General features: G+C 64.0%; 22 protein-coding genes. 12 read left to right on the top strand and 10 right to left on the bottom strand.

Features of this window, described 5'->3' with window-relative positions; all coding sequences use genetic code 11:
* Window positions 1-415: 415 nt before the first annotated feature.
* Entirely contained in the window at window positions 416-805 is a 390-nt protein-coding gene (locus tag ABD050_RS05595) for a response regulator (RefSeq protein WP_343888243.1), read from the bottom strand.
* Between the two features lie 211 nt (window positions 806-1,016).
* On the opposite strand from ABD050_RS05595, the gene ABD050_RS05590 reads away from it, so the two are divergent.
* Entirely contained in the window at window positions 1,017-1,205 is a 189-nt protein-coding gene (locus ABD050_RS05590; protein ID WP_343888242.1) for a hypothetical protein, read from the top strand.
* A 27-nt stretch (window positions 1,206-1,232) separates the two neighbouring features.
* Here ABD050_RS05590 and ABD050_RS05585 read toward each other — a convergent pair whose 3' ends face one another.
* Complete coding sequence (locus ABD050_RS05585; protein ID WP_343888241.1) at window positions 1,233-3,266, bottom strand: elongation factor G; 2,034 nt, start codon at window positions 3,264-3,266, stop codon at window positions 1,233-1,235.
* Window positions 3,267-3,396: 130 nt separating this feature from the next.
* Entirely contained in the window at window positions 3,397-4,440 is a 1,044-nt protein-coding gene (locus ABD050_RS05580) for a rod shape-determining protein (protein ID WP_343888240.1), read from the bottom strand.
* Window positions 4,441-4,706: 266 nt separating this feature from the next.
* Here ABD050_RS05580 and ABD050_RS05575 point away from each other — a divergent pair, with 266 nt between their 5' ends.
* Complete coding sequence (locus ABD050_RS05575) at window positions 4,707-5,111, top strand: hypothetical protein (RefSeq protein WP_343888239.1); 405 nt, start codon at window positions 4,707-4,709, stop codon at window positions 5,109-5,111.
* Window positions 5,112-5,160: 49 nt separating this feature from the next.
* On the opposite strand, the gene ABD050_RS05570 is transcribed toward ABD050_RS05575, so the two are convergent.
* Window positions 5,161-7,218 (bottom strand): M13 family metallopeptidase, encoded by a 2,058-nt coding sequence (locus ABD050_RS05570; protein WP_343888238.1) that lies wholly within the window; start codon window positions 7,216-7,218, stop codon window positions 5,161-5,163.
* A 168-nt stretch (window positions 7,219-7,386) separates the two neighbouring features.
* Here ABD050_RS05570 and ABD050_RS05565 point away from each other — a divergent pair, with 168 nt between their 5' ends.
* Genes ABD050_RS05565 through ABD050_RS05540 form a run of 6 tightly spaced genes read left to right on the top strand, consistent with a single transcriptional unit; the run spans window position 7,387 to window position 13,157 of the window.
* Window positions 7,387-8,988 carry a carboxyl transferase domain-containing protein gene (locus tag ABD050_RS05565; protein WP_343888237.1) on the top strand — a complete coding sequence of 534 codons (1,602 nt, stop codon included), beginning with the start codon at window positions 7,387-7,389 and terminating at the stop codon, window positions 8,986-8,988.
* A 38-nt stretch (window positions 8,989-9,026) separates the two neighbouring features.
* Window positions 9,027-9,506, top strand: coding sequence for a nuclear transport factor 2 family protein (locus ABD050_RS05560; RefSeq protein WP_343888236.1), 480 nt, complete (start codon window positions 9,027-9,029; stop codon window positions 9,504-9,506).
* Window position 9,507: 1 nt separating this feature from the next.
* Entirely contained in the window at window positions 9,508-11,451 is a 1,944-nt protein-coding gene (locus ABD050_RS05555) for an acetyl/propionyl/methylcrotonyl-CoA carboxylase subunit alpha (protein ID WP_343888235.1), read from the top strand.
* Entirely contained in the window at window positions 11,448-11,915 is a 468-nt protein-coding gene (locus tag ABD050_RS05550; RefSeq protein ID WP_343888234.1) for a GNAT family N-acetyltransferase, read from the top strand. Before ABD050_RS05555 ends, ABD050_RS05550 begins: the two co-directional genes overlap by 4 nt.
* 10 nt (window positions 11,916-11,925) lie before the next feature.
* Window positions 11,926-12,705, top strand: a complete 780-nt coding sequence (locus tag ABD050_RS05545) for an SDR family oxidoreductase (RefSeq protein WP_343888233.1) — start codon at window positions 11,926-11,928, stop codon at window positions 12,703-12,705.
* Entirely contained in the window at window positions 12,705-13,157 is a 453-nt protein-coding gene (locus ABD050_RS05540) for a MaoC family dehydratase (RefSeq protein ID WP_343888232.1), read from the top strand. The genes ABD050_RS05545 and ABD050_RS05540 overlap by 1 nt, the downstream gene beginning before the upstream one ends.
* A gap of 349 nt (window positions 13,158-13,506) precedes the next feature.
* Here ABD050_RS05540 and ABD050_RS05535 read toward each other — a convergent pair whose 3' ends face one another.
* Window positions 13,507-14,187, bottom strand: a complete 681-nt coding sequence (locus tag ABD050_RS05535) for a TetR/AcrR family transcriptional regulator (protein ID WP_343888231.1) — start codon at window positions 14,185-14,187, stop codon at window positions 13,507-13,509.
* Window positions 14,188-14,363: 176 nt separating this feature from the next.
* On the opposite strand from ABD050_RS05535, the gene ABD050_RS05530 reads away from it, so the two are divergent.
* From ABD050_RS05530 to mdlC, 4 genes are all read left to right on the top strand, one after another.
* Entirely contained in the window at window positions 14,364-15,527 is a 1,164-nt protein-coding gene (locus ABD050_RS05530; protein ID WP_343888230.1) for an MFS transporter, read from the top strand.
* A 64-nt stretch (window positions 15,528-15,591) separates the two neighbouring features.
* The gene (locus ABD050_RS05525) at window positions 15,592-17,958 is read left to right on the top strand and encodes a TonB-dependent receptor (RefSeq protein WP_343888229.1); all 2,367 of its coding nucleotides are present in this window, start codon (window positions 15,592-15,594) and stop codon (window positions 17,956-17,958) included.
* Between the two features lie 147 nt (window positions 17,959-18,105).
* Window positions 18,106-19,161: an amidohydrolase family protein gene (locus tag ABD050_RS05520; RefSeq protein WP_343888228.1), complete on the top strand. Its 1,056-nt coding sequence runs from the start codon at window positions 18,106-18,108 to the stop codon at window positions 19,159-19,161.
* A gap of 15 nt (window positions 19,162-19,176) precedes the next feature.
* Complete coding sequence (mdlC, locus tag ABD050_RS05515; RefSeq protein ID WP_343888227.1) at window positions 19,177-20,730, top strand: benzoylformate decarboxylase; 1,554 nt, start codon at window positions 19,177-19,179, stop codon at window positions 20,728-20,730.
* A gap of 227 nt (window positions 20,731-20,957) precedes the next feature.
* Here mdlC and ABD050_RS05510 read toward each other — a convergent pair whose 3' ends face one another.
* The 5 genes from ABD050_RS05510 to sufC all read right to left on the bottom strand — a co-directional run bounded on the left by ABD050_RS05510 (window position 20,958) and on the right by sufC (window position 24,636).
* A complete protein-coding gene (locus ABD050_RS05510; protein WP_343888226.1) occupies window positions 20,958-21,311 on the bottom strand; it encodes a HesB/IscA family protein in 354 nt (117 codons plus the stop codon).
* Window positions 21,311-21,775, bottom strand: a complete 465-nt coding sequence (locus ABD050_RS05505) for an SUF system Fe-S cluster assembly protein (RefSeq protein WP_343888225.1) — start codon at window positions 21,773-21,775, stop codon at window positions 21,311-21,313. Before ABD050_RS05505 ends, ABD050_RS05510 begins: the two co-directional genes overlap by 1 nt.
* 8 nt (window positions 21,776-21,783) lie before the next feature.
* Window positions 21,784-22,998: a cysteine desulfurase gene (locus tag ABD050_RS05500; protein WP_343888224.1), complete on the bottom strand. Its 1,215-nt coding sequence runs from the start codon at window positions 22,996-22,998 to the stop codon at window positions 21,784-21,786.
* Entirely contained in the window at window positions 22,995-23,747 is a 753-nt protein-coding gene (locus tag ABD050_RS05495) for a SufD family Fe-S cluster assembly protein (protein WP_343888263.1), read from the bottom strand. The genes ABD050_RS05500 and ABD050_RS05495 overlap by 4 nt, the downstream gene beginning before the upstream one ends.
* Window positions 23,748-23,892: 145 nt before the next feature.
* The gene (gene sufC / locus ABD050_RS05490; protein ID WP_343888223.1) at window positions 23,893-24,636 is read right to left on the bottom strand and encodes a Fe-S cluster assembly ATPase SufC; all 744 of its coding nucleotides are present in this window, start codon (window positions 24,634-24,636) and stop codon (window positions 23,893-23,895) included.
* Window positions 24,637-24,806 lie beyond the last annotated feature (170 nt).

The following is a 24,806-nucleotide window of genomic DNA, read 5'->3' as shown; positions in this document are numbered from 1 at the left end:
ATGTCGGCGCATTGCGATCGGTGATAAGTAGGCACGCGACGTCCGACGCGCGGCGTTGGGCATCTTAGCGATCATTTCCGCTTCAATGTACGAATCGGTTCGAATGAAAACTGGTGGGCGCGTGGGCGGCCCCTCTCTTCTTCTCCCCTTCTGCGTCGGGAGGGGCGCGGGGCCTGTGCTCCCGTCCTCCACGAACGGCACCCATGGCGGTGAGCGTGAACGCACCCCCAACCAGTTTCAGGTGAATGACGGGCCGCATCGTTGAGGTGAGGCTCGGAGCCTGACGGACCTGAAACTCGCAAGCGGGATCACCTTATGGCGCAACCGCCGCGTAGGGTGCCCCGCCGGCGTCCGCTCGACCTGTCCCCTCGTCTCTTCGAGCCACAGCGCGCCGCGCGGGAAATCAATAACGACCCTATTCCGGCTGAGGCACGGCCTTGTTCAGCAAAGTGGAGATTGCCGTCAGCATCTGGGCGGAGGCGAAGGGCTTTTGCAGGATCAAACTGTCCGGCACCCCTTGCGCGCTGTAATCAGCAGCGCTGTCGCCGGTCATGTAGACGACCGCGATCGTCGGGTTGGCCTGCCGCGCCATTCTGGCGATCTCCCAGCCGTCCATCGTGCCGCCGAGTCGTATGTCAGTAATCAGACCCGAAAGCTCGGCAGCCCCCACGGCGAGGCGCGAAAGCGCATCTTCGCCGGTTGAGGCCACCGATACCGCATAGCCGCCATCGACAAGGGCATCTTCAAGCGTAAGCGCGATCACCTGCTCGTCTTCGGCCAGAAGGATCCGTATCTCGTTTTCCACGATATTCTTGATCCCCCTGCCAGCTATTTGCCTGGACATTGGTTTTTCCGGCCAGGATCAGCCGCTCGCAGGATAACAAAGCACTGACGCGCATGTTCCGGTCCGCTGCACGCGCATATTTGCGACGATCCGTGCCGGATTGTGTGATTGAAAGAGCTCCTGCGCATTTTTGGACATTGATCTGGCCGGGATGGCCCCGATATGGGGCGGCATGACATTGATCGAGACATATCGGGCGAACGCGGCCGCCCAGCGTGCCGCCGCAGAGAAAACGAACCTGCCGAATCGGCGCGAGATGCACGAGCGATCGGCACGGACCTGGGAAACCATGGCTGAAAGCGCTGAAGATACCGCCGGCCGTGCCTTGACCAATCTTGCCGCCAAGGCCGAACGCGCCTGACACCAGTCCGCGCGGTGCCTGTGCGGGTCAGGCGGGCTGGTGCAGCTGCTGGACGATCTCGCCGGCAAGCTTGGCGGTGACTTCGGCAAGGTGATCGAAACGCGCTTCGTAGCGCGCCATGCCCTGGCTGAGGGCGCGGAGCTCGGCGTCAAGGCCGTGAAGCTCAGCCTCGGGCAACAGCGCCTCGATCCCGTCCCAGCGCGACCAGCCGTCGCGCGGCGTCACGCCGAGCATCTGGCCCCGCCTGGCAGCTACCGCCGAATTGATTCGCGACGTTGCGCTGCCGGGTGCGTGAATGGTCACGTGCGAGATCGGTTCAAGCAGATAGGGCGTGGCCGCGGCAAGCGCCTCCGCCATGGCGATTCGGCCCGCGGTTCGGAACGCCAGCTCCGAGCTGTCGACGGAATGGAAGGACCCATCGACCAGCGCGACGGCCACATCGACGACCTGCACGCCGAGCGGCCCTTTCAGCATCGCGTCGCGCACGCCTTGCTCGACTGCGGGAATCCACTGCCGGGGTATTGCGCCGCCGGTGATCCGGTCCTCGAAGCGAAAGCCCTCGCCTCGCTGCAGCGGCCGGATTTCGATGACGACGTCGCCGAACTGGCCGTGGCCGCCCGACTGTTTTTTGTGGCGGCCGCGTTGCGTGGCGCCTTTGCGCACCGTTTCCTGATAGGCCACAGACGGTGGGCGCACGGAAACCGCAACGCCGTAACGCCGCTTCAGCCGGTCGAGCGCGACGGTGAGATGCTCTTCGTTGATGCCGTGGATCAGCGTCTCGCGAGAGGCTTCGTCCTGGCCCCAGCGCAGGCCGGGGTCCTCCTCGACAAGCCGGTTGAGCGCGGTCGACAGGCGAACCTCGTCCTTGTGGTCGCTGACCGCGATCGCCAGCGCATAGTTCGCAATCGGCCAGGTGTTGGGCGTCGCAACGCTGTTGGCGCGCGCCACGATTCCGAGCAGATCGCCAGCCCGCGTCGTCTCGACCTTGGCGATCCCGACGATATCGCCCGGCTCGACCCGTTGGGTTCGCACCGTGGCGGCGCCTTGCACCGTGAACAATGCACCCGCTCGGGATGATTCGCCGCCCGCGCCAGTCAATTCAGCGCCTTCCGTGAGCGGCCCGCCGAACACCCGGGCAAGCGCGAGGCGGCCGATCGTGTTGCCGTGCGAGATCTTGAAGACCTGAACCACCTGACCCTCTACGCCCAGCCGGGCTGCGGTCTGGGCCGCGGTCGGCGTGTCGTGGCGCAGCATCTTGAGCAGGCGGCGGATGCCGAATCCGTTGAGCGCCGAGCCGAACAGCACCGGTACCACCAGCCCGGCCGCCGTCTCGCGAGCGAGATCGCCGAAGATGGTTGAAAGGCTCGGCACCTCGTCAGTCAGGAGTTGTTCGAGCAGGACGTCGTCGTGATCGGCCAGCTGCTCGAGCATGTGGAAGCGCGCCGCTGTCTCATCCTCGCGGAGATGGGCTGCGAGCGGCACCTGCTGCGACCGTTTTCCGGGCTGATAATGATAGGCCCGCTCAAGCGCGAGATCGACGAAGCCGGCGGTGCGCTCGCCGGCACGGATCGGGATCTGACGCGCGACCAGCGCGGCGGCGCTCATCGGCTGCAGGGCGGCAAGCAGATCTTCGATACTGCCCCGTGCCTGGTCGATCTTGTTGACGAACAGCGCGTGGGGAATCCCGAGCGCCTCGAGCCGCCTCAGGGTCGGCTCGACGAGCGGTGCGCGCGCTGGATCGGGATCGATCACGACCAGGGCCAGATCGGCCACGCTCAGCGCCATTTCCATGTCGGTCGCGAAGGCGGGGCTGCCGGGCGCGTCTAGCACCAGATAGCGATCGTCCATCCAGTCGAAGCGAAGCAGGTTGAGCTCAGTCGATCCGCCGCGCGTTCGGGCCTGCGGGCTGGCGTCGCCCACGCTGCTGCCCGAATCGACCGAACCCAATCGGGGTATCGCGCCTGCCGCGAACAGCAGCGCCTCCGCCAGGCTCGTCTTGCCCGCGCCGGCTGGTCCAACAAGCGCGACGGCTCTGGCGCCCTTGCGACTCTCGTCCACCATCGATCTTCTCCTGCTCGCTCCACCTCTCGTGCCGGAGGCGGTCCGCTGGAGTCGCGAGGGTCGGCCTATAGGCGCGAGAACGCAAGACCGTTGAGCGGAGCGGCGAAATTCGGGCCGGAGGACGAGACCGTCAGGCTTCCATCATCACACCCTGGAAGACCGGATCCTCCAGGGCGCGCCCGGCGCCCATGGCGACGCAAGTGAGGGCATTATCCGCGACGATCACCGGCAGACCAGTCGCCTCGGACAGGACCTGGTTGAGACCTGACAACAGGCTTCCGCCGCCGGTCATGACGATGCCCTGATCATAGATATCGGCGGCGAGTTCGGGCTCGGTCTTTTCGAGCGCCGACAGCACCGTCTCGACGACCTGGCCCACGAGATCGGCGAGTGCGGTGGCGACTTCCGCCTGGCTCACTTCGATTTCGGAGGGGATGCCGTTGACGAGATTGCGGCCCTTCACGCGCATGACCGCGCCGACCCCTTCGTCCGGCACCACGGCCGTACCGATCTCGACCTTGATCCGTTCGGCGGTCGACTCGCCGATCATCAGATTGTGCTTGCGCCGGATGCTCGACGCGATCGCTTCATCCATTCGGTCGCCGCCGACCCGAACCGAGGTGCTGTAGGCAAGCCCGCGAAGCGAGAGAATCGCGACCTCGGTCGTCCCGCCGCCGATATCGACGACCATCGCTCCGATCGGTTCAGTGACCGGCAACCCGGCACCGATCGCCGCCGCCATCGATTCCTCGATCAGATAGACCTTGCGGGCGCCCGCATTGGTCGCTGCCTGCTGAATGGCGCGCCGCTCGACCGGCGTCGCGCCTGATGGAATGCAGATCGCGATATCCGGGCGGCGCGGCAAGCGGCTCGGGCCGCCATGCGCCTTGTCGATGAAGTGCTTGATCATCTGCTCGGCGACATCGATGTCGGCGATGACCCCGTCGCGCATCGGCCGGATGGTGCGAATGGTGTCGGGCGTCTTCCCCAGCATCAGCTTCGCCTCGGCGCCGATAGCCCGCACGCGCGACACCCCGTCAAGGGTCTCGAGGGCGACGACCGAAGGTTCGTTCAGGACGATTCCCCGATCGCGCAGATAGACGACGGTGTTCACCGTGCCGAGGTCGATCGCCATGTCGTTCGAGGCGCGGGAGAAGAGGCGGGAGAATCGCATGGGTTTTCAATCTTTTTTGGGCTTCGACACTCTCCGCGGAAGGGTTGAGCCGGCGGCGCGAGTGCGGGCGGGTGGGCGCTCCCCGGTTACAGGTCAAGCGCTCCTGCGCCCGGCCGGGCGGTGCGGGCGGTGACCGGCATGTTATGCCTGCGCTGGTACGGCCGAGGCCTTCGGACCAGCCTTTGCTACCAGCCTTCGCCGTCGCCCTGGACCCTTATGCTGAAATTGATCGCGACAAATCAGCGCCGGCTTCCTAGAGGGCCGTCATGACCAAATCAGCAACTGACCTGATGCAGGAAATCATCTTCTCAGCCGTCATCGATTCGATCGGCGCGCTCAAGGCTGCCTCGAAGGGCGTACCGAACACGCTCCTGCGCGACCTGAACGCGGTCCACGCGAACACGACGTTGCCCGATCTTCCGCCGGAATTGCAGGCGGCGATCGCGGCCAATGTCCGTTCAGCGTTCACGCGGTTGCTGCGGGAGGGCTATTCAGTTGCGCCCGCCGGCGCGTCCGCGCCGAGGGTCGCGTCACCGCCACGCGACCTGGCTGACCGCGCCCAACAGCAGCGCAGGCGGCCGCCGCCGCCCAAGCCCGGCTCGACCGATCCCAGGAAGCCGCGCGGCGGTGGCCGGCCGAACCGGCCGCCGCCCAAGCCGCGGGGCAGCTGAAGCGGTTGGATCATGGCGCCCGGTCGACACCATGATCCAGCCGATTCTCCTACCAGACGTGCACCCGCTTGTCGGGCGCGAGATACAGTTTCTGACCCGGCTGAACGTTGAACGCCGGATACCAGGCATCGAGGTTGCGCACTGTCTGAGCGCGAAGATTGCCGGGCGAGTGGCCGTCAGTCGCGACCTGGGCGCGGATCGCCTTCTCGCGGGTCTTCTCGCGCCAGCTCTGCGCGAAGGCGAGGAAGAAACGCTGATCGCCGGTAAGGCCGCCTATGACCGGCGCCTCCTTGCCGCCGAGCGAGGCGTGATAGGCCTCGTAGGACGCAGTCAAGCCGGCGACATCGGCGATATTCTCGCCAAGGGTTTGCTCGCCGTTCAGGTGTAGCCCGGGCAGTGCCTCATAGGCGCTGTACTGCGCGACCAGCGTCGCGCTCTGCGCCTTGAAGTGTGCGAAGTCGGCCGGCGTCCACCAGTTGCGCAGCCTGCCTGCCGAATCGAAGCCAGCGCCGGTATTGTCGAAGCTGTGGCTGATCTCATGGCCGATCACCGCGCCGATCGACCCGTAATTCGCCGCCGCATCGGCCTTGGGATCGTAGAAGGGCGCCTCGAGGATAGCGGCCGGAAAGTTGAGCGCATTCTGCAGCGGCAGGTTGACCGCGTTGACTGTCTGCGGGGTCATCCACCATTCGCCCTTGTCGGGCGCCTTGCCGATCTTGCCGAGCTGATGTTTGTATTCGGCGAGCCGCGCCCGTTCGAGATTGCCGAGCGCATCGTCGGGCTTGATCTCGAGCGATCCGTAATCGCGCCATGTCTCGGGATAGCCGATACCGACCTTCATGGTCGCGATCTTCTTGCGCGCCTCCTCCTTGGTCGCCGGCGCCATCCAGGTGAGGTTGGCGACTCGCTTGTCGAAAGCGGCGAGGATGTTCTTCACCATCCCCTGGATGTCCTGCTTGGACGAGGCCGGGAAAAATTTGCCGGCATAGATGCGGCCGACCGCATCGCCGAGATTGGCATTGACCGAACCGATTGCCCGCTTGTCGCGCGGGCGGGCCGTCTGAGTACCGCTGAGGGTCTTGCCGTAGAAATCGAACGAGGCGTCATCGAACGCCTTGGGCAGAACCGGCGTCACGGTGTTGAGATGATGGAAGGCAAGCCAGTCCTGCCATGCCTGGAGCGGCTCGCTTGCAACTAGCGCGGAAAGCTTTGCGGTCGCATCAGGCTGCCAGACAATGAAATCCTGCTGGCCGGAAAGACCGGCGGCGGCGAAAAAGGCGTTCCAGTCGAGCCCCGGCGCCTTCTTCGCGAAATCGGACTGCTTCCAGGGATTGTCTGCCTTGTGCACGTCCTGGCTGGTGACATTGTCGAGATGCGCAGTGGCGATCTTCATCTCGAGCGCCATCACCCGATCTGCGCGGGCGGCGGGATCGCTCATCCCGGCAAGCGTGAAGACCTTGGTGAGATAGGCCTTATAGGCGGTGCGAATCTCGGCCATCTGTGGCGAGGCCGACAGGTAATAATCGCGCTCGGGCAGGCCGAGGCCGCCCTGGAGCAAATAGGGCACTTCCTTCGAGGGGTCATCGAACGCCTGAGTCACGAACAGGCCAAACAGATGCTCGGTGTGGAAGTTGGTCGCGTTGAGCGGATCGACATCGGCGCGCAGGTCGGCACCGAGCGCCTTGGCCAGCGCCGGCTTGTCGGCGATCGCGGCGATCGCGTCGAGCTCGGGCTTGATCGGGGCGAGGCCATGCTTCTCGATCGTGGCTGTGTCGAGATAGGCGTTGTAATAATCGGCGATCTTGCGCTGGTCGCTGCCGGCCGCAGCATTGGCCTTGACGGCATCCGCGATGAGCTGGGCATTGCGCTGCTCGGCAAGGTTGAACACCTGGAGGAAGATACCGGTGCTAGAGCGATCGGCCGGAATCTCGGTCTTCGCGCGCCAGGCGCCATTGGCATATTCGTCGAAATCGTCACCGGGCTTCACGGTTTTGTCGATACCCGCCAGATCAACGCCGATTTCCGTGCCGGCGACATGCGTCGGGGCGCTCGACGTACAGGCGGTGGTGGCGAGCAAGGCAGCGAGCAAAATCGTGGAACGCTTCATGTGATAACCTCTCGAAGGTGTATGGCGCGTGGGATACACCTGCGTTTTTGGTAACGCCAGATACCTCCCTGCCCCTTTGAGCATCGCCCAGGCGAAGCCGAAGAACTGCAGCGTCGCTTCCCATTCGCCCCGGCGCTGGCTAGGCAGTGCCGACATGAGGATGCAATCATGAGCGCGCCCGTGCTCGACACCAGACTATCGCCCGAGAGCGACACCTTCCGCGCCAACGCCGAGCATAATCGCGCGCTGGCTGAACGGCTGCGCGCCGACGTCGCGAAGGCAGCCTTGGGCGGCACCGAGAAAAGTCGTGAGCGGCACGTTTCGCGCAACAAACTGCTTCCGCGCGACCGGGTGGAGCGGCTGCTCGACCCGGGCTCGCCCTTTCTCGAGATCGGTCAGCTCGCTGCATTCGACCTGTATCACGGCGAGATCCCCGGCGCCGGGATGATCGCCGGCATCGGCCGCGTATCGGGCCGTCAATGCATGATCGTGTGCAACGATGCGACGGTGAAAGGCGGCACTTACTATCCGCTGACCGTGAAGAAGCATCTGCGCGCGCAGGAGATCGCCGAGGCGAACCATCTGCCCTGCATTTACCTCGTCGATTCGGGCGGCGCGAACCTGCCTCACCAGGACGAGGTCTTTCCCGATCGTGACCATTTCGGGCGGATCTTCTTCAACCAAGCCAATATGTCGGCCAAGGGCATTCCGCAGATCGCCTGCGTGATGGGGAGTTGCACCGCTGGCGGTGCCTATGTGCCGGCGATGTCCGACGAGAGCGTGATCGTGCGCAACCAGGGCACGATCTTCCTTGCCGGGCCGCCGCTGGTGAAGGCAGCGACCGGCGAGGTGATCTCGGCCGAGGAGCTTGGCGGGGCGGATACGCATGCCCGAAAATCCGGCGTGGTCGATCATGTTGCCGAGAATGACGAGCACGCTCTGACGATCGTCCGCGATATCGTCTCGACACTGCCGCCGCAGGTGATGGCTGACGTGAACCTGAAGGAGCCGCGCCCGCCGAAATTCGATGCCGAGGATCTGTACGGCATCGTGCCGAGCGATGTTCGGGCGCCGTATGATGTCCATGAGGTGATTGCGCGGCTGGTCGACGGCAGCGAGTTCCATGAGTTCAAGGCGCTGTACGGATCGAGCCTGGTGTGCGGCTTTGCGCATATCTGGGGCATTCCGGTCGCGATCCTCGCCAATAATGGTGTGCTGTTCTCGGAGAGCGCCGTGAAGGGCGCGCATTTCATCGAGCTGGCCTGCCAGCGTCGTATCCCGCTGCTGTTCCTGCAGAATATCTCGGGCTTCATGGTCGGCGGCCGCTACGAGGCTGAAGGCATCGCCAAGCATGGCGCCAAGTTGGTCACCGCGGTCGCGACCGCGAGCGTGCCCAAGATTACCGTGCTGATCGGCGGCAGTTTCGGCGCCGGCAATTACGGCATGTGCGGCCGCGCCTATAGCCCGCGCTTCCTCTTCTCCTGGCCCAACAGCCGGATCAGCGTGATGGGCGGCGAGCAGGCGGCCTCGGTGCTCGCCACCGTCCACCGCGATGCGGAGAGCTGGACCGAGGAACAGGCCGAAGCCTTCAAGGCGCCGATCCGCCAGAAATATGAGGATGAGGGCAATCCCTGGCACGCGACCGCGCGGCTGTGGGACGACGGGATCATCGACCCTGCGCAGACGCGGGATGTGCTCGGGCTGGCCTTTGCCGCGACACTCAATGCGCCGATGCCGGAACGGCCGCAGTTCGGCGTGTTCCGGATGTGATGCAGTTCGTTGCTCAACAGTTCCTGCGGAGACACTGAATGCCCCTAATCCTTTCTCTCCTCCTCGCTGCGCAGATCACCCCGATGCAGCCGATGCCAAAGGGCACCGGCCTCCCGCTTGCTGATGCCGATACAGCGGCGGTCATGGCGCCGGTCGACCGGTTGTTCGCTGGCATGACGGCGCGTGATCCGCAGGCGTTGCTCGCGCAACTTCGCCCCGAGGGAGGCGCGACGGTGGCGATCGAGCAGGCGGACGGCACGCGCGCGGTCAGCCATATGAGCTGGACCGAATTCGCGACCCACCTGAAGCCCGGCCCCGAACGCTATGAGGAGCGGCTGACCGATCCCGCGATCGAGGTGGATGGCGACATCGCGATGGTCTGGAGCCCCTACACCTTCCTCGTCGACGGCAAGGTTCATCACTGCGGCGTCGACCATTTCGACCTCGTCCGCGAGAATGGCAGCTGGAAGATCCTGAACATTACCTGGTCGCAGCGGACCACCGGTTGCGGAGCCTGACTTGCTGAAATCCCTCCTCATCGCCAATCGCGGCGAGATCGCGTGCCGGATCATCCGGACCGCGCGCAAGCTCGGCATCCGTACTGTCGCGGTTTATTCGGACGCTGACGCCAAAGCGCTTCATGTCCGCCAGGCAGATGAGGCGGTGCATATCGGTCCGAGCCCGGCGCGCGAAAGCTATCTGGTGGGCGAGAAGATCATCGCCGCCGCCACGGCAACCGGCGCGGAGGCGATCCATCCCGGTTATGGTTTCCTCTCCGAGAATGCCGATTTCGCCCAGGCGGTGATCGATGCCGGTCTCCTCTGGGTCGGACCCAACCCTTCGAGCATCCGCGCAATGGGGCTGAAGGATGCTGCCAAGGAACGGATGATCGCCGCCGGGGTCCCGGTGACCCCGGGCTATCTCGGCGAGGACCAGGCGCCCGAGCGCCTCGCCGCCGAGGCCGCCAAAGTCGGCTATCCGGTGCTGATCAAGGCGGTCGCGGGCGGCGGCGGCAAGGGGATGCGGCGGGTCGACGACCCAGCCGACTTCGCGGATGCCTTGCTCTCCTGCCAGCGCGAAGCGACCTCGTCGTTCGGCAATAGCCAGGTGCTGATCGAGAAATACATCCTCTCGCCGCGCCATATCGAGGTGCAGGTCTTCGGCGACACCCATGGCAATGTCGTCCATCTGTTCGAACGCGACTGCTCGCTCCAGCGCCGCCACCAGAAGGTGATCGAGGAAGCCCCTGCCCCCGGCATGGACGAGGCCACCCGCGAGGCGATCTGCGCGGCGGCGGTGAAGGCGGCGAAGGCGGTCGACTATGTCGGCGCGGGCACGATCGAGTTCATCGCCGATGCCAGCGAGGGCCTGCGTGCCGACCGCATCTGGTTCATGGAGATGAACACCCGGCTCCAGGTCGAGCATCCGGTGACCGAGGAGATTACCGGGCAGGATCTGGTCGAATGGCAGTTGCGGGTGGCCTCAGGCGAGCCGCTGCCGAGGCAGCAGGACGAGCTGTGGATCAGGGGCTGGGCGATGGAAGCACGGCTCTACGCGGAGGACCCGGCTGCGGGATTTCTGCCGTCGATCGGCAAACTCGAATCCTTCTCTTTGCCGTACAATCTGCGCATTGAAACTGGTGTCGACGAGGGAGCGGCGATCAGCCCCTTCTACGATCCGATGATCGCGAAAATCATCGCGCACGGTGCTACACGCGAAGGCGCGCGGGATGCACTCGCCACCGGTTGCACCGAAGTCAAAGTTCGCCCCGTGAAAACCAACGCGGAATTCCTGGCGCGCATATTGGCGATGCCCGCATTCGCCGAAGTCAGGCTGGATACGGGTTTCATCGATCGATATCTCGATTCGCTCGTAACGCGAGGGGAGCCCGATGCTCGCCTGCTTTCGGCCGGGGCCATCGCGATTCTCGCGCACCCCGATAACAGCCTAATGGAGCAGCCATTGCTGTCCGGAGCCGGCCGACGTGAATGGATCGCCCAGTCGTCGACCCAATGGAATCCTTTGTTCGGCTTTCGTCTGAACCGCCCCGCCAAACGAATCGTCCGGTTGGCGGTTGACGATCAGCCGACTGACATCGACCTGGATCAAACCGGTCCCGTCGAACCTGAGATTTATGAGTTCGAGGGCGGCGGAATCTGGGTGCAGGCCCGTTCCGGCCTCGCGCCGCGTTTTGTGAGCCGTCTCGTCTCGACTGGGCCTCGCGCAGCCGGCGCAGCAGCCGATGGCGCTATCCTCTCGCCGATGCCCGGCCGCATCATCGCGGTCGAGGTCAGCGCTGGTGACAGCGTCACCAAGGGCCAGAAGCTCGTCACGCTCGAGGCGATGAAGATGGAACACAGCCTCATCGCGCCGTTCGACGGGACCGTTGCCGAGCTCAATGCCGAGACCGGGGGCCAGGTCAGCGAAGGTACTGTCCTCGCGAGGATCGAACGGGCCGAATGAGCGAGGTCGTCTTCCGCACCGCGACAGCCGCCGATCTGCCCGCCATCGTCGCGCTGCTCGATGACGATGATCTCAGCCGGGGCCGCGAGGATGCGAGCCTGCCGCTCGATCCGCGCTATCTCGCCGCCTTCGAGGCGATCACCGCCGATCCCAACCAGATGCAGGTCGTCGCCGATCTCGACGGGCGGGTCGTCGGCACGATGCAGCTCAGCTTTCTTGCCGGCATCGCCTTTCGCGGCGGCTGGCGCGGGCAGATCGAAGCCGTGCGGATCGCGAGCGACCTGCGCGGCCAGGGGCTTGGCCAACAGATGATCGAATGGGCAGTCGATCGATGCCGCGAGCGCGGCTGCCGGATGGCGCAGCTGACCTCGAAGCTCGATCGCGTCGACGCGCATCGTTTCTATGAGCGGATGGGCTGGAAGAAGAGCCATGCCGGGTTCAAGCTGCAGCTCGAACAAGCATAAGGAGAGGGCAATGGCCGACGGCTTCGATTTCACCGGCAAGACCGTGATGGTCTTTGGCGGCACCAGCGGCATCAATCTCGGCATCGCCAAATCCTTCGCGCGGCGCGGCGCCAAGCTCGCCGTCGCCAGCCGCAGCCAGGACAAGGTCGATGCTGCTGTCGCTGCACTGTCGGGCGATACGCCGGCGCTCGGCTACAGCCTTGATGTCCGCGACTATGATGCGGTGAAGGCGGCGATCGACGATTTCCGCAAGCAGCGAGGCACGATCGACGTGCTGGTATCGGGCGCGGCGGGTAACTTCCCGGTTCCCGCCGCGATGCTCAGTTCGAACGGTTTCAAGGCAGTCACCGAGATCGACACGCTCGGCACCTTCCATGTCATGCGCGCCGCCTATGAGCATCTGACCAAGCCGGGTGCGAGCATCATCAACATTTCGGCGCCGCAAGCCTTCATCGCCACGGCAATGCAGGTCCATGTCTGCGCAGCCAAAGCAGGCGTCGACATGATCACCAAGACGCTGGCGATCGAATGGGGGCCGGAAGGGGTGCGGGTGAACTCGGTCTCGCCCGGACCGATCGAGGGGACCGAAGGCATGGAGCGGCTCGCACCGACCCCCGAGGCCAAGGCGCGGTCGGCCAAGGCAGTACCGCTCGGGCGGATGGGCACGGTCGACGATGTCGCCGATGTCTGCCTGTTCCTCGCCTCACCCTATGCGCGCTATGTATCGGGCGTCGTGCTGCCCGCCGACGGCGGCTGGACAGCGGGCCGCAGCCTGGGCGGAATCGGCTGATGGCCGGCCGCTATTATGACGAGTGGCTGGTCGGCGACCGGATCGTCCATATCCTCCGCCGGACGGTGACCGAGACCGACAATCTGATGATGTCGGCCCTCACCCACAATCCGCAGCCGCTGCATCTCGACGCTGAATATGCCGCCGGCACCGAGTTCGGCCGGATCGTCGTCAATGGCACTTTCACTTTCGCGCTGATGGTCGGCATCTCGGTCGGCGACACGACGCTCGGCACGCTGGTCGCGAACCTCGGTTATGACAAGCTCGTGATGCCCAAGCCGGTCTTCATCGGCGATACGCTGCGCGGCGAGACCGAGGTGACGGAGTTGCGCGACAGCAAGTCGCGTCCCGATGCCGGACTGGTGACCTTCCGGCACCGGATGTTCAACCAGCGCGACGAGGAAGTGTGTTCGTTCCTGCGGACGGCGTTGCTGAAGAAGCGGCCGCGATAAGGGCGCCGCGGGCAAGGCGAATTCCCTGTTCCGGGCCGATAACAGGGAATTAACAGGGAATTTTTTATTTTTTTGAACCACGAATCGGCCCTTTTTGAAGAAATTTATCAATATTTACAGGGCATTGGCGCTAAATAACCTGTTGCGGAACAGGGAAATCTTCCGCGGAACAGGGAAATTCCGGCACCAGGCGTGAGAAAGAGCGTGCACCGTGCCAAAGGGCACCGTGCGAGATCATCCTGCTCTCCTCTCGCTTCGGTTTGAATCGACCGTCGGAACCGCCCTTTAGGGGATGCGTGGGAAATGTCTGGCTTACGAGCCAGCAGAATGCTTCGTCCTTGAGAGCTGATCACGCACCGCCAATGGGGGAAGCGTCAGACGGCAAAGCCCGGTCGATCAATTGCCGGAAATTGCGGATTGTCTCATCCTCAAACGATTGTTCCGGGACTGTATAGCCATGCAGGGTATTCAGCCTGAGCGTACGATAGGCAAGCAAGCCATAAAGCCAGACGAACGCGAAATTGATGCGCTCGGCCTCATCAGCGTCGAGCGGCCGCCCGAGTGTGTCCGAGACCCGGTCCAGATAGCCTTTGACGATCCTGCGCGACATCATGCTGATGCGGTTCCAGCAATCGTCACCTGCTATGTGTCGCCGAATCGCCGAACGCAAAAGACCAGCGTGAGCCCGAAAGTTGGTCATCGCGCTGCGCGCGAGCAATTCGGGAAGAGCGTCAAAAGGAATCGTCTGATCGGATAACTGCGCGATCGCACCACGTTCGCGCCGCTCAAGCATGTCATCGATCAGATAGTTGAAAAAATGCTCTTTGGTACCGAAGCGATGATAGAAACTTCCGTTCGATGTTCCAGCTTCGCAGACGATATCGCGCACTGAAATCTGGTCGATATCGCGCGTTTCCAGCAAGCGCAGAGCAACATCCACCATCTGTCGATGGCTGGCCAGACTGCGCTGCTGAACAGGAGGTTTTGGCGATTGGCCAGCGGCTTCCGATCCCATGACCCCATAGCCCATCCGCGTTCTCGCCCGTCAAGCCGGACTCGAAAAAATAGCGCTTGCGCCAAAACTAGATCATGTGCTCTAGTTTGAGAAATCAACAAAGACGACCATCAGGAGAGATGCAGATGGCCCCCCCGGAGCCCACAGCCGGTAATCATGTGCGCCATCGATCGCTCGGACTTGCGCTCGTTGTGCTTGCGCTGATGGTGGAAGGCTTCGATCTGCAGACCGCCAATCTCGCCGGACCTTCGATCATGGCCCAGTTCGGGATCAGCAGGGCGCAACTGGGCCCGCTCCTGAGCGCAAGCCTGGTCGGTATCCTGATCGGCTCAACGCTGGTGGCGCCACTGGGAGACCGCTTCGGTCGCAAGCGGGTCGTGGTCATCGCCAGCGCCGCCTATGGTATCCTTTCGCTGGTCGCAGCTTTTGCCTGGTCTGCCGAGCAACTGGCCATATTGCGTTTTCTCATCGGCATAGGGCTTGGCGCCGTCATGCCCAACGGGCTGGCGATGGCTGGTGCGATGTACGATGCGCGCAGGCACGCCAGCGCCACGGCTTTCGCCGGTATCGGCATTACGCTGGGTGGCGTGGTGGCCGGCATGACAGCGTCCAAGGTTCTCCCGGCCTATCATTGGCAGGGCCTGTTTGTCGTGGGCGGCGTGCTGCCGCTGATAATCGCGGCCATCATCGCGCTGGCGTTGCGCGATGTCCGCGACCCCACGGAGTCCGCCGCGGCCGATGTCCCGCGAGGTTCGATCGCCGCGATCCTCGCCCCATCGATCCGCACGACGACCATCATGGTGTGGCTCATGTTCATGTGCGTCGCGCTTAACGTGCATCTCCTGGCAAGCTGGATCCCGTTGCTCATGAAAGGTTCCGGCCTTTCGACCGCGAACGCGGCGCTGGTTACGGCGGGTTATCATGGGGGCGGTGTGCTGGGTGGGGTTGCCGCCAGCCTGCTGCTGCGCCGTGCAGGCTGGTATATTGTCGCGATCTTCGCCGCGGGGGCCGCGCTGACGATGCTGACCCTGGCACTGCTTCCGGCAAGCTCAGCCATGACAATCCTGCTCATCGCCTGCGCCGGCTTTTTCGTGACCGGCATCCAGAACGGCGTGAACGGCGCAGCGAGTGACCTCTACCCCGCGAGTTCCCGATCCACTGGCCTTGGGTGGGCACTCGGAGTTGCCCGGATCGGTGCAATCATGGGGCCAATGGTAGGCACGTTGGCGGCGATCGCCGGTATCGACCACGACCAGCGCTTCTTCATGATCCCGGCAGCACCGCTCGCATTGGTGCTGGTGTTGGCGATCGTCGTCTCGCGCAGAGTCGGACACGGGGTGGCCCAACGGGCCTGACGCCCCCTCAAAGCGATCAAAATAAAGTGGATTCTCAACCATATAAACAAGGGAGTGGGGTAGCATGAAAAAGGCATCTTCGATTTTGCTGAAAACGTCGGCCTTGGCGGCCATCGCCGTTGCGGTCGCACCATCGGCCTGGGCACAGGACGCCGTAGCCAAGGACCAGGCGAACGACGCGCCAAATGAGGCGAAGGTCGAAGACATCGTCGTCACCGCGCAGTTCCGCAGACAGAACCTCCAGGAAACCCCCATCGCGATCACCGCTGTTTCCGGCGCGATGATGGAAGCGCGCAGCCAGGTAACGATCGCGGATGTCGCCGCTCAGGCGCCATCGGTGACGCTGAAGCCCAATTCGGCGAATCACGGTTCGTCGCTCGCGGCCAACATCCGCGGCGTCGGTCAGTTCGATTTCCACCCGGCGCTCGAGCCCGGCGTGGGCGTTTATGTCGATGATGTCTATTACTCGACCCTGACGGGATCGATCCTAGACTTGCTCGATCTCGACCGCGTCGAAATACTGCGCGGCCCTCAGGGAACGCTGGCGGGCAAGAATTCGATCGGCGGCGCGATCAAACTCTATTCGAAGCGTCCTACAGGCGACAATTCGGGCTATGGCTCGATTACGCTGGGCAGCCGCAATCGGGTTGACCTGCGGGGCGCGGTCGATCTGGGGCTGGCGCCGGATCTCTCGTTGCGGGTGACAGGCGTCAGCCGTTCACAGGATGGCTATATCAGCCGGCTCGACTATGGCTGCGTTCATCCGGGGCAAGGGATTCCTGCCCTGCGCGACGCACCCGATTGCCTGCTCTCGAAGCAGGGCGAGGTCGGTTACTGGGCGACCCGCGGCAACCTGCGCTATGTTCCCTCCAGCAATCTCGAAATCAACATCATCGGGGACTACACCCATGAAAAGCACGAGATCGCTGGCGGTGTGCTGACCTATGCCAAATATACCGGCGCAGGTGACGTCAATCCGTTTCCGACACCGATCCCCTATGACTCTCGCTTCATCTGCGGCCGTTATTGCAACTATTCGAGCTACGTCTCGCCCGCTGACGGAGCGCTCGGCGAATCAAGCATTCCCGGCAAGCTGTTCTACACCGGTTGGGGCGTATCCGGTCAAATCGAGTGGAAGATCGCAGACGGACTGCGGCTCGTCGGCATCACCGCTTACCGCAAATACAACGAGACGTTCTCCAATGAGGACGATCTTTCACCGATGGCGGTCACGCTGGGCGGGCCCAACAACGTGGATTTCCACGCCTGGAGCAACGAGCTTCGGCTGACGGGCGATGCTTTCGGCAAGCTGCATTACACCATCGGCGGGTACATGATCGACCAGCGCAGCTTCTATGTCTCGCGTCAGGATATCCGCTATGCGAACCCTGCCCTTGTCTTCGTGTCCGGCGACCCGGTCCCCGCGCACAGCCGCGCGGTATTCGCCCACGCCGCCTACGACCTCACGGAGTCGCTGATCGTGACCGGCGGCATCCGCTATACCAAGGAAGACAAGAACTATACGTTCCGGCGCCGCGACCGGTACGGCAACCTGCTCGGTGGTCAATATACCGCTCTCGACGGAAAGACGGGCAACTACAGCGGCGACAACATCGACTACCGTGCCAATATAGCTTACAAGATCACCGGGAATATCAATGCCTACGCGCAATATTCGACGGGTTTCAAGGGCGGCGGCGTAAACCCCCGACCCTATTCCGCGTCGCAGGTCCAGTCGTTCAATCCCGAAAAGCTGGCGACCTGGGAAATCGGCCTCAAGAGCGATCTGTTCGATCGCCGAGTCCGGTTGAACCTGGCGGCCTACACATCGCGCTACAAGGACATTCAGCTGACGCTCAACAGCTGCCCGCAGTTCAATCCGGTGGGCGTGGCCACCTTCCCCTGCGCAATGCCGGCTAATGTCGGCACTGCGCGGATCAGGGGTTTCGAGGCGGAAACCTCGGTCCGTCTCGTGGAAGGCATGATGTTCGACGCGGCGCTCAGCCACACCGACTTCCGCTATACATATATTGCGCCGCAAGCTGGTGGCGCGACCAACCCGAACGGCGTCCAATATGGCATGATGCCGCCCTACACGCCGCGCTGGAAGTGGAGCGCAGGCCTGCAATATGAGATCAGCACAGGCAAAATCGGTTCGCTCACGCCGCGCATCGACGTGGCTTATCAGTCGACGGCCTGGGGTGCCGCGGTCAATTCGGCACGGACCGAAATCGCGGGTTACACGCTGGCCAATGCCCGCCTGACCTGGCGCAACCACCGCCGTGATCTCGAAGCCTCGTTCGAAGTCACCAACCTGTTCAACAAATACTATTACCTCACCACCTCGGAAATCTCGGTCACGACCGGCGTTGCCAATGCGCAGCCCGGCCGACCGCGCGAATGGGGCGTGACGCTCAAGAAAAACTTCTGACGCGGGAATGGAGCAGGCGCCGTCGTTTCGCGACGCGGCGGCGCCTCATCAGCTTTTCGCGTACGGTCCGGGCGCCCCGCCGGGCTGCTGCTTCTCCCTTTGCTTATCCCTGCTCCCTTTGCTTATCCCTGAAGGAACGATCCTGCGATGACTCACCCACTCAATACCGGCGGCGACCGCGGCTATCTGCGCATCGCTACCGAGGAGACCTTCGCCACGCAGGAACAGGTCGATGTGTATCTGCGCATGGTGCGCGACGGCACCGCCGACAAGGGCATGACGTCGCTCTGGGGCTTCTATGCCCAATCTCCCTCCGAGCGGACGGTTCAGGTGATGGAGCGCCTGCTCGACATGGGTGAGCGGCGCCTGGCCGACATGGACGCCCATGGCATCGATAAGGCGGTGTTGGCGCTGACGTCGCCGGGCGTGCAGCCGTTGCTCGATGTGGCGGAAGCCAAAGGCATCGCCACGCGCGCCAATGATTACCTGGCCGACCGCTGCGCCGCGCATCCCGACCGCTTCATCGGCCTGACCACCGTGGCGCCGCAGGACCCGGAATGGTCCGCCGCCGAAATCCGGCGGGGCGCGGTCGAACTCGGCTTCAAGGGGATACAGATCAACAGCCACACGCAGGGCGAATATCTCGACGATCCGAAGTTCGACCCGATCTTCCGCGCGCTCGCCGATACCGGCCAGCCGCTCTACATACACCCCGCCACGCCGCCGGACGCGATGATCGACCCGATGCTCGAAGCCGGGCTCGACGGCGCGATCTTCGGCTTCGGGGTCGACACCGGCATGCATCTCCTGCGGCTCATCACCATCGGCATCTTCGATCGCTATCCGGACCTGCAGATCATGGTGGGCCATATGGGCGAGGCGCTGCCCTATTGGCTCTATCGCCTCGACTATATGCATCAGGCCGGAGTCCGCTCGAAGCGCTGGGAGCGGATGAAGCCGCTCAACAAGACCATCACGGAATATATGCGCTCGAACGTGCTGGTGACCAATTCGGGCGTGGCATGGGAGCCGGCGGTCCGGTTCGCGCAGCAGGTCCTGGGCGAGGACCGCGTCATGTACGCGATGGACTATCCCTATCAGGTCGAGGCGCAGGAGGTCCGCGACATGGACAACATGGATATCACGCCCGAACTCAAGAAGAAGTTCTTCCAGACCAACGCCGAACGCTGGTTCGGACTGTAAGCGAGCGACTGTACCATGCCCATAGTCCGCGATGCCGCTTATGCGGTTTTCCAGCATTTTGGCGTCGATGCGCTGTTCGGCAATCCCGGCTCGACCGAACTGCCGATGCTGCAAGCGATGCCGTCCGACATCGCCTACGTCCTTGGTCTCAACGAGGCGGTGGTGGTGGCCATGGCGGACGGCTACGCACAGGCGACCGGCCGCCCGGCGCTGGTCAACCTGCATTCGGCGGCGGGCACGGGCAATGGACTGGGAAGTCTGTTTACCGCTTATCGCGGCGGCGCGCCGCTGGTGATCACGGCGGGCCAGCAGGCACGATCGTTATTGCCCCGCGATCCGTTTCTGGGGGCGGAACGCGCCACGGAATTTCCGCGCCCCTATGTGAAATGGGCGGCCGAACCCTTGCGCGCGCAGGATGTACCCGCAGCGTTGATCCGCGCCTTTCATATCGCGCTGACCCCACCGACCGGACCGGTTTTCGTATCGATCCCGGTCGATGACTGGGACCGCGATTGCCCCATGCCGACACTGCCTTTCCTGTCGCTGACTTCCTTTCCGGACCCGGCGGGGATCACGAAGATCGCGGGAATGCTGGACAACGCGACGCGGCCGGCGCTCGTCCTTGGTGCGGGGATCGCGCGCTGCGGCGCGTGGGATCAGGCGATCGCACTGGCGGAAAAGACCGGTGCGGACGTGTGGGTGGCGCCGTTGACGGGAAGAGAAGTCTTTCCGGAGAATCATGCCCGGTTCGCCGGTTTTCTTCCCGGCTATGAAGAGCGGCTGGTGGCGCTGCTCAATGGGTATGATATGGTCCTGGTCGCCGGCGCGCCGGCCTTTACCTGGCATGCCGAAGGACGGGCCAGTGCCTGGCCCCAGGGCACGGCAATGGCCCTGCTCAGCGACGACCCGCAACACCTTGCCATCCTTCCCCGCGGAACCGGCGTGCTTGGCGACGTGCGTGGGGGGCTTCTGGCCCTGGTCGAGCAAGTGCGTCAACGCGAAGGGCCTGTCTCGACCGCGCGCCATCCGATCCCGCTGCCGGCGCGGGCACTGAGCCCCGCCCATGTGATGGCGCGCGTCGCGGCATTACGGCCAGACAGGGCGATCATCGTCGAAGAAGCGCCCACCGCACGCGATGCGATGCACGATCACTTGCCGGTGACGCAGGTTGGCGGTTTTTATACGACCCCGGCGGGTGGTCTTGGCTATGGCCTGCCCGCCGCAATTGGCATCGCGCGCGCTCGCCCGGGGAACAAGGTCATCTGCCTGCTCGGCGACGGCTCCTCGATGTATACCAGCCAGGGCCTTTGGAGCGCCGCCGACCAGCAGGCCGACGTCAGTTTCATTATCCTGAACAACGGAGGATATGCCGCCCTCAACAACTTCGCACGGCGTTTCGGGTTGAACGAACTGCCCGGAACCACCATCGCGGGTATCGACTTCCTCGCTCTGGCAGAAAGTCATGGCGTACCGGGCCGACGCGTTGTCGCGGTGGAAGAACTGGATCCGGCTCTCGCATGGTCGTTCCAGACCAGCGGCCCCACGCTTCTCGAAGTTCGGGTCATCTGAGTCAGACAGCTCCCGAACATTGCTGGCAGGATGCCATCCACCTGAAGCGTCCGCGCGCCAGGTCCTGATCTACTGAATCCAACTGGGAAGGTGGACGGCACCGATCGGGCTCCGGGGCTTGGCCGGGCAAGCCCCGGAGCCGCCGGCCGCCTCGTTGGTCAGCTCGTTATCCGCAACAGCGACGCTTCAGGCCTCGTCGCCGAACCCGCGTGATTTTCAACAGCCGGTTAGACGGTGAAGCTCTCACCGCAGCCGCATTCGCCCTTGGCATTGGGGTTCTGAAAGACGAAGCCGGCGGCGAAATCATCCTCGACCCAGTTCATCGTCGATCCGATCAGGTAGAGGATCGAGCCGCCATCGACATAGAGGACTCCGCCCGGGGTTTCGATCTTCTCGTCGAAGGGTTTGGCTTCGGTGACATAGTCGACTGAATAGGCCAGCCCCGAACAGCCGCGCCGCGGCGTCGACAGCTTCACGCCGATCGCGCCCTCGGGCGCCTTCGCCATCAGGTCAGCGATCCGCGCCTCGGCGGTCGGGGTCAGGATCAGCGCGGCTGGCCGCGCGCGTACGGAGGTCGCCATTACAACATCCCCAGCTCGAGCTTGGCATCGTCGCTCATCTTCTGCGGGTCCCATGGCGGATCCCAGACCAGATTGACGTCCGCCGTCCCGACGCCAGGCACCGCGCCCACCCGAAGCTCGACCTCGGCCGGCATCGATTCCGCCACCGGGCAATGCGGCGTGGTGAGCGTCATCGTCACCACCGCATGGCCCTCGTCGGTCACTTCGACGCCGTAGATCAGGCCGAGATCATAGATGTTCACCGGAATCTCGGGATCGTAGATTTCCTTCAGCGCCTCGACCACCGCTTCGTACAAGGCGCCGCCCGGCTCACCGCTCGCCTCGGGCTGCGGCTTTTGCGCGAGAAAGCCTTCCAGATAGTCGCGCTTGCGCTCGAACGTCTCGGCTGGCCCCTCGACGCGCGCCCTGGGCGGTGCCTCGACCGACTCGACTTCTTCCACAATGATCTTCCGTTCTTCGTTCATGCCGAACCCTACCCGAAAATTCTGGTGACGCGTTCTATGCCCCGAACCAGCGCGTCCACATCCGCCGCGCCATTATAGACTCCGAAGCTCGCCCGCGCCGTCGCCGGTACGCCGAGCGACTCCATCAGCGGCTGTGCGCAATGATGGCCGGCGCGGATCGCGACCCGTTCCTCATCCAAGATCGTGCCGATGTCGTGTGGATGCACCCCCTCGATCGTGAAGGAGACGATGCCGGCGGAATCCTCGGGGCCGTAGAGCGTGACCGAATTGATCTGCGACAGCGCCTCGCGGGTCTTCGCAACCAGCGCGGTCTCATGGGCATGGATGCGGTCGAGCCCGATCCGTTCGACATAATCGATCGCTGCATGCAGCCCGAGCGCGCCGACGATATGCGGTGTGCCCGCCTCGAACCGTCCCGGCGGCGGGGCGTAGGTGGTCTTTGCGAAAGTAACGCGGTCGATCATCGATCCGCCGCCCTGATAAGGCGGCATCGCTTCGAGCAGTTCGGGCCGCGCCCAGAGCACGCCGATCCCGGTCGGGCCATAGAGCTTGTGGCCGGAAAAGACGTAGAAGTCGCAATCGAGCGCTGTGACATCGACTGCCATGCGCGGCACTGCCTGGCAGCCGTCGAGCAGGATTTTCGCGCCGACTGAATGGGCGATATCCGCGGCGCGTTTCGCGTCGAGAACCGAGCCAAGCACGTTCGAGACATGGGCGAGGGCGACCAGCTTGTGCGCCGGGGTGATCATCGCCGTCATGGCGTCGAGATCGATGCGATGGTCGGCAGTCAGCGGGATGACATCGATCATGGCGCCGACACGTTCGGCGGCCATCTGCCAGGGCACGATGTTCGAATGATGCTCCAGCGTCGACAGCAGGATCCGATCGCCGGCTTTCAACTGCTCCCTGGCCCAGCATTGCGCGACGAGGTTGATCCCCTCGGTCGCGCCGCGCACGAAGACGATCTCGTCAGCCGATCCGGCGCCGATGAAGCGCGCGACACGTTTGCGGGCGGCTTCATAGGCGAGCGTCATGTCGGCCGAACGCTGGTACACGCCACGATGCACGGTGGCATAGGTCTCGGCATAGCCGCGGTTGACCGCGTCGATCACCGGCTGCGGTTTCTGCGCGGTCGCCGCGGTGTCGAGATAGGCCCAGCCCTCAGGGATCGCTGGAAAATCGGCGACGACGTCGAGCGGGCGGGTGTCGACCAATGTGCTCACAGCATCCGCTCCAACGCTGCCTGTGCCGCAGCTTCGACCGCCTCGCGCTCGCCGCCATCAGCGACATCGTCGAAGACGGAGCCGATGAACGCCCGCAACAGCAGCGCCTTGGCTTCGGCCGGAGCAATGCCGCGACTGGCGAGGTAGAAGAGCGCCATCGCATCGAGCTCGCCGACCGTCGCTCCGTGCGCGCATTTCACGTCGTCAGCGTAGATTTCCAGTTCGGGCTTGGCGTTGGCGGTCGCGGTGCGGGTCAGCAGCATCGCCTTGACCGACTGGCTCGCATCCGTCTTCTGCGCATCGCGCGCGACAGCGACCTTGCCGAGATAGCTGCCGGTAGCGCGGCCGCCGAGCACCAAGCGCACGACCTGGTTGCTGGTCGCGCCGGGCTCGATGTGGCGCATTGTGGTCACGATCTCGAGCGTCTGCTCGCCACCACCGAGGATCGCCCCGCCAAGCTCGAAATGCGCGCCTTCGTGGAGCGTGACGTCGATCGTGACGCGGCCGAGCTTGCCGCCGGTGTTGAGGACGTGGAACGTCGCCTGTGCGTTCGCTTCAAGGATGACGGCATAGTCGCGGATCGCGACTTCATCGGTTGCTGCGTCCTGCACGATGACGCGCGCGATCTCCTCGTCGGCCGCGACGTGGATCGTCTCGGGTCCAGCGATCGGCCAGACGCTCGCGACTGCGTCGAGGTCGCTATAGCGCCAAGCCTCGTCGTGGCGGGTGGGGAGAGCGAGCGTGGCCACAGTCATTCCCCGTCACCCCGGACTTGTTCCGGGGTCCACTCCTCCGCGGAAGTGAAGGATCCGATGGCGCGCACCGTGTCAGCGCGCAGAGACTGCAGCCCGGTGGATGCCGGAACAAGTCCGGCATGACGGAGAACGAAAGAAGTCACGCCGCCATCGCTCCATAGCCCTCGGCTTCGAGCTCGAGCGCCAGCTCGGCACCGCCCGAGCGGACGATCCGCCCGTCAGCCAGCACATGCACGAAATCGGGCCGCACATAATCGAGCAGCCGCTGATAGTGGGTGATCAGCAGCACCGCCTTGTCGGGCGCGCGCATGATGCGGTTGATGCCGTCGCCGACGACGCGCAGCGCATCGATGTCGAGGCCGGAATCGGTCTCGTCGAGGATCGCGAGCTTGGGGCCGATGATGCCCATCTGCACCATCTCGTTGCGCTTCTTCTCGCCGCCGGAGAAGCCGACATTGACCGGGCGTTTGAGCATCTCCTGGTCCATCGCCAGCAGATCGGCCTGGGTGCGCGCCAGCTTGAGGAACTCGCCGCCCGAGAGCGGTGCCTCGCCACGGGCCTTGCGCTGCGCATTGAGCGCCTCGCGCAGGAACTGGACGTTGGAGACGCCGGGGATCTCGACCGGGTACTGGAAGCCGAGGAAAAGGCCCGCGGCTGCGCGCTCGTGCGGCGCCATCTCCAGCAGGTCCTGGCCCTCAAAGCTGACCGAGCCGGAGGTCACTTCGTAACCTGGCCGTCCGCCGAGCACATAGCCGAGCGTCGACTTGCCCGCGCCGTTAGGGCCCATGATCGCATGGACCTCGCCGGCGTTTACTTCGAGCGAGAGACCCTTGAGGATTTCCTTGCCGTCGATCTCGGCGTGGAGATTTTCGATCTTCAACATCTATCTGGGTTCGCTTCCGCTTACTTTGGATTTGTCGAGAATCGCCGCGCGGTTGATCTCAACACCATTCACGACAGGAAGAACGGGCCTAGGCGCTTCGACATAGGTTCCTGCCTCAGCCGGCCCGGCGACCGGCACGGCACAGACATCGTGGTGCCCGCCGCACACGC

It is taken from the genome of Sphingomonas oligophenolica (genome assembly GCF_039522915.1).
Classification (GTDB): Bacteria; Pseudomonadota; Alphaproteobacteria; order Sphingomonadales; family Sphingomonadaceae; genus Sphingomonas; species Sphingomonas oligophenolica.
Note: the sequence above shows the minus strand (reverse complement) of the source record. Positions and strands in the feature narration are given on the sequence as shown.